The organism is Dietzia sp. DQ11-71 (assembly GCF_014144995.1).
Taxonomy (GTDB): domain Bacteria; phylum Actinomycetota; class Actinomycetes; order Mycobacteriales; family Mycobacteriaceae; genus Dietzia; species Dietzia kunjamensis.
The window spans coordinates 1-4,769 of record NZ_JAALDT010000430.1; the positions used below are offsets into that span (position 1 = coordinate 1).

At 70.4% G+C, this 4,769-nt stretch carries 6 protein-coding genes and 1 pseudogene; 3 read left to right on the top strand and 4 right to left on the bottom strand.

Annotated elements, in window-relative coordinates; all coding sequences use genetic code 11:
* Window positions 1-363 (bottom strand): annotated as a pseudogene (locus G6023_RS13900) (hypothetical protein); the annotation flags it as partial.
* 71 nt (window positions 364-434) lie between these two features.
* Here G6023_RS13900 and G6023_RS13905 point away from each other — a divergent pair.
* Both G6023_RS13905 and G6023_RS13910 read left to right on the top strand, forming a co-directional pair.
* Window positions 435-965: a peptidylprolyl isomerase gene (locus G6023_RS13905; RefSeq protein ID WP_172815723.1), complete on the top strand. Its 531-nt coding sequence runs from the start codon at window positions 435-437 to the stop codon at window positions 963-965.
* Window positions 966-1,072: 107 nt separating this feature from the next.
* Window positions 1,073-1,807 (top strand): rhomboid family intramembrane serine protease, encoded by a 735-nt coding sequence (locus G6023_RS13910; RefSeq protein ID WP_067716514.1) that lies wholly within the window; start codon window positions 1,073-1,075, stop codon window positions 1,805-1,807.
* 81 nt (window positions 1,808-1,888) lie between these two features.
* On the opposite strand, the gene G6023_RS13915 is transcribed toward G6023_RS13910, so the two are convergent.
* Window positions 1,889-2,356 (bottom strand): PH domain-containing protein, encoded by a 468-nt coding sequence (locus tag G6023_RS13915; RefSeq protein WP_067716538.1) that lies wholly within the window; start codon window positions 2,354-2,356, stop codon window positions 1,889-1,891.
* Between the two features lie 345 nt (window positions 2,357-2,701).
* Window positions 2,702-2,968, bottom strand: a complete 267-nt coding sequence (gene crgA / locus G6023_RS13920; protein WP_067716511.1) for a cell division protein CrgA — start codon at window positions 2,966-2,968, stop codon at window positions 2,702-2,704.
* A gap of 88 nt (window positions 2,969-3,056) precedes the next feature.
* Here crgA and G6023_RS13925 point away from each other — a divergent pair, with 88 nt between their 5' ends.
* Entirely contained in the window at window positions 3,057-3,737 is a 681-nt protein-coding gene (locus G6023_RS13925) for an aminodeoxychorismate/anthranilate synthase component II (RefSeq protein WP_182636060.1), read from the top strand.
* A gap of 21 nt (window positions 3,738-3,758) precedes the next feature.
* Here the strand turns inward: G6023_RS13925 and G6023_RS13930 are convergent.
* Window positions 3,759-4,769: PASTA domain-containing protein (locus G6023_RS13930; RefSeq protein WP_182636062.1), on the bottom strand; the 1,011-nt coding region annotated here is incomplete at its 5' end.

Below are 4,769 nucleotides of genomic sequence, written 5' to 3' on the forward strand. Positions count from 1 at the left end.
GCCGGCGAGGCCCACGATCCACAGCGGCGCGAAGCGGCGCAGCGGATTGCGCTTCTGGGGCGGCGTGGCCAGAGCCGACGTCTGCTCGCGCAGCGCGGAGGCGTGCTGCCGCGCGTCCGCGGCGAGATCGCCCAGGAGCTCGGCCTGCTCGGCGCGACGATCCCGGATCACCTGGATACCGCGGCTGGCACCGAAGAGGGCCAGGCCGACCGGTCCACGGGTGGCGGCGACTGCTGCCTCGCCCAGGAAGCGGGGGTCCTTGAGGTCGAACGCCTTCCGGGCGGTGGTGCCGGCCTTGTCCAGGTCCTTTTGCGCCTGCTTGACGGCCCTACGCTCGTCGGCGCGATCGCTTCGTTTGCTCATGGGTAGATGGTGGCACAGCGGCCCGATACCGACCACCACCTCGCCGACATCGGTCCCTGCGGCGTGGCAGGATGTGTGGCGTGAGCATCGCAACGCAGAAGGCAACCATCCACACCAACCGTGGTGACATCGTCATCGAGCTGTACGGCAACCACGCCCCGGAGACGGTCTCGAACTTCGTCGGTCTCGCCGACGGCTCCAAGGACTACTCCCAGGCCAACGCCAAGGGTGAGAAGAGCGGACCGTTCTACGACGGCTCGATCTTCCACCGCGTCATCTCCGGGTTCATGATCCAAGGCGGCGACCCCACCGGCACCGGCCGGGGCGGACCGGGCTACCAGTTCAAGGACGAGTTCCACCCGGAGCTGCAGTTCTCCGAGCCCTACCTGCTGGCCATGGCCAACGCCGGCCCGGGCACCAACGGTTCGCAGTTCTTCATCACCGTCGGCGCCACGCCGCACCTGAACAACCGCCACACGATCTTCGGCAAGGTCGCCGACGAGGAGTCGCGCAAGGTCGTGGACGCCATCGCGACCACCAAGACCGGTGCGATGGACCGGCCGACCGACGACGTCGTCATCGAGTCGATCGAGATCTCCTGACCGAGCGGTCCCGGTCTATCCGCAGCGCGGCAGGGCCGGCACGCGGCAGGGACAGGGCGGGGACGGGACACCGCACGAACGAGACGCAGCACGGATAACCGGGAGACATGAGCACCCAGACCCGACGCGGTGGCGCGGTCGCGAGATTCTTCCGCCTCCAGCCGGTCACGGCGTGGATCATCACCGCCAACCTGGCCGTCTACGCCGCCACCGTCGTGCAGGCGCGCAGCTTCCTGACCAACAACGCGTCGCCGTTGTTCGAGGCCACGGCGCTCTTCCCGCCGCTGGTGGCGGCCCGGGACGAGTGGTGGCGTCTGCTCACCTCGGCGTTCCAGCACTTCGGCCCGATGCACCTGCTGCTCAACATGTACATGTTGTGGATCCTCGGACTGGGGATCGAGCGCAGCATCGGGCACGTCCGCTTCCTCGCCCTCTACCTGGGCTCGGCGCTGGGCGGGTCGGTGGCCGTGATGTTCTACGGCCAGGGCGCCCTCACGGCCGGCGCCTCCGGGGCGATCTTCGGCCTGATGGGCGCGTACGCGATCGTGGCGATGTCGATGCGCCTCGACGTCAGGGGGATCGGGGTGTTGCTCGTCCTCAACGTCGGCGTGAGCTTCCTCGTGCCCGGCATCTCGCTCGCGGCCCATCTGGGCGGGCTCGCGGCCGGCGCCGTCGCCGCGTTCGCCCTGGTGGTGGTGCCACGCCGGATGCCGCGGCGCGTGGGCCGCACGGGCCGCCAGGTCGTCTCGTGGGCCGGCTTCCTCGTCGTGGTCGGGTCGGTCGGCGCCGCCGGGTGGTTCGCGGCCGACACCATGACGTTCGGGTTCCTCGTCACCCGCTGATTCCCACCGGCGTCTGACCCCGCGTCGGTCGACCCCCACATCGTCCGACCCCCGCGTCGTCCGCCGGGAGCGGTCTGACCCTCACCGGCCGTCGCCGACCGCCCCGAATCCCAGACGGTGCAGCGCGTCGACCACGTCCCGTGGATCCGCCCCCAGATCGAGCCGGGTGAACACGTCCAGTCGTTCGCGACCCCGCTCGTCCGTGTACTCGAGTCGCAGCAGGTGCTGCCGCGCCCCCCATCGGGAGACCCCCAGCGGGCGGACCTCCACCACCTCGGACCGCGGGACGAAGTCCACGCGGCGGAGCCTCTTGATCGCCAACTGCCCGTCCACCACCTCGAGTCGGGGCCGCCGGACCAGGTGGGACACACCCGACAGGGTGAGGAACAGCGCCGCCGGGCCGGTGAGCAGCAGTGCGAGCGGATCCTGCCGCTGCAGGCCGATCACCACCAGGGCCACCCCGAGCAGGATCTGCACGCCCGGCCACAGGGCCCCGGGTGACCACGACGCCGCCCGCGGACCGGCTCCCGACACGGCGTCACCACTCATGCCGGACATCCTCCCCTATCCACAGGCGCTATCCACACTGTGGATGAATAACACGGGTGCAGTTCGACTGCCGTTCGAGTCGACGCGGTCCCGACCTGCGGCGTCGTCGGCATCGTCAACACATAGGCGTTATCCCCAGTGTGGAGGAAGTTCTCCACAGCGTGTGAGGGGTGTGGAAAAGGCGGGTCGAGACCCCTCTTTACCTCACCAGAGCCCCGTGACCTGCATAGATGCAGCGTTCTCAGAGTAAATGCAGGTCACCCCCCGCGTCGGGCGGGGGGTGACCTGTGGATAAACCTGTGGAACAGGCGGAACGTGCCCGGGGAGTGCGGCCGGGCGGGCCGGCTAGCGCCAGTTCATGGTCATGAGGAGTCCCACGACCGCGAGGCCGAAACCGATCGCGAAGTTCTGCCACGTCTCGAGAGAGGCCATGAACGGGATCCGCTCACCGGCGATGTAATACGTCACCAGCCAGAGCAGGCCCAGGATCATCAGCGCGAGCATGAGCACCAGGTACCACCGCGCGGTCGGGGTCCCCTTGACCTTGACGGGGGTGCGGCTGACGGCCGCGTCGGTGTACTCGGTCTTGGACCGGACCTTTGACTTGGGCATGGAGTCCTCGAACTGGTGGGGGATGTCGGGGCCACTCTACCAAGCCCGCCCCCGACGCTCACCCGTGCGACGGCAGTACGCTGCGTCTATGCGCATCCTCGTCGTCGACAACTACGACAGCTTCGTCTACAACCTCGTCCAGTACCTGGGCCAGTTGGGCGCGGAGTGCGACGTGTGGCGGAACGACGACCCCAGGCTCGCCGGCCCGGACGGCCGCTATGACGTGGCCGGGCTGGAGAGCGTGGTCAGCGGGTACGACGGAGTCCTGCTCAGCCCGGGTCCCGGAACGCCGGACAGGGCGGGGGCCACGATCCCGCTGATCGGGGTCTGTGGACACGCGGGCGTCCCGGTGCTGGGAGTGTGCCTGGGCCACCAGGCGATCGGGGAGGCCTTCGGCGCGACGGTCGACCGGGCCGCCGAGCTCATGCACGGCAAGACCAGTCAGGTCACGCACGACGACTCGGGAGTCCTCGCCGGTATCCCCAGCCCGTTCACGGCCACGCGCTACCACTCGTTGACGGTCCTGCCGAAGACGATCCCGCACGAACTGGTTCCCACCGCGTGGACCGGTTCGGGCCTGGTCATGGCGATGCGTCACCGCGAGATGCCCGTCCACGGGGTGCAGTTCCACCCCGAATCGGTGATGAGCGACGGGGGACACCGGATGCTCGCCAACTGGCTGGGGATGTGCGGCGAGCGGCCCTCGGAGACGCTGGTCGTGCGGTTGGAATCCGAGCTCGACCGGACCCGCGGCGCCGCCCTGGCCTGACCGGCTGGTCAGCTCGCCCGGTCAGCCCGGGCCGGGCACCAGCCCGAACCGGATCACCCGGACGACGACCTGGTCGTTGACGCCGGCCTCGCCCACGGGCGGCTGCTGCGACCAGATCTGGCCCACCCGGCTGAGGTCGGGGTCGTTCTGCGGGAGCTCCACCAGCTGCCCGCGGTCGCCCCGCCAGCCGGCCCGTTCGAGCTTGCCGAGGGCCTCCTCCACGGTGTCGCCGACGAGGTTGGGCATGACGAACCGGTTCCCGGCGGAGACCTGGAGCGTGATGGTCGCGCCCTTGAGCTGGGTCTGACCCGCGGCCGTGGACTGGCCCACGACCTGGCCCTCGGGCGCGGTGCCGTCGACCCGCTGGGTGTCCACGCGGAAGCCCGCCGCCTCGAGGGTCGCGCGCGCGGGCTCTGCGGACTGCCCCACGACATCGGGCACGGCGAGCTGTTCGGGGCCGGAGCCCACCGTCAGCCGGACCGGCCGGTCGGAGGGCACCTGTGCACCCGGTCCGGGCTCGGTGTCGACGACCTTGTCCTGGTCCTCGGGTGTCGACGGCCGCGCCTCGTTCTCCGGGACCACCTGGAACCCGGCCTCCTCGAGGGTGAGCCGGGCATCGGCGGGGGACATCCCCATCACGTTGGGCACCGAGAGGATGGGCTTGCCGGTCGAGACCACGAGGCTGATCTCGGAGCCCACCGCGAGACGCTTGCCGGCGATGGGGTCGGACGAGATGACGTGCCCCTCGGGGATCTGGGGGTGCGGCGCCGGGGTCTGCACGGGTTCGAGCCCGATCGAGGTGAGTTCCTCGACCACCTCGGCGACCGGCCGCTGGGCGACCTCGGGGACGGTGACCTCCTGCTGCTGCGCGACACCGCCGCGGTCGCCCGAGGTCGCCAGGATCGACACCGTCGCGATCCCTCCCAGCACCAGCAGGGCGGCGAGCGCGATGGCCACCCCGCGTGGCCCGCGACGAGCGTCGTCGGGTCGGGCGTCGCGGCGTCGGGCGTCTCCGCGATGGGAGGCGGGACG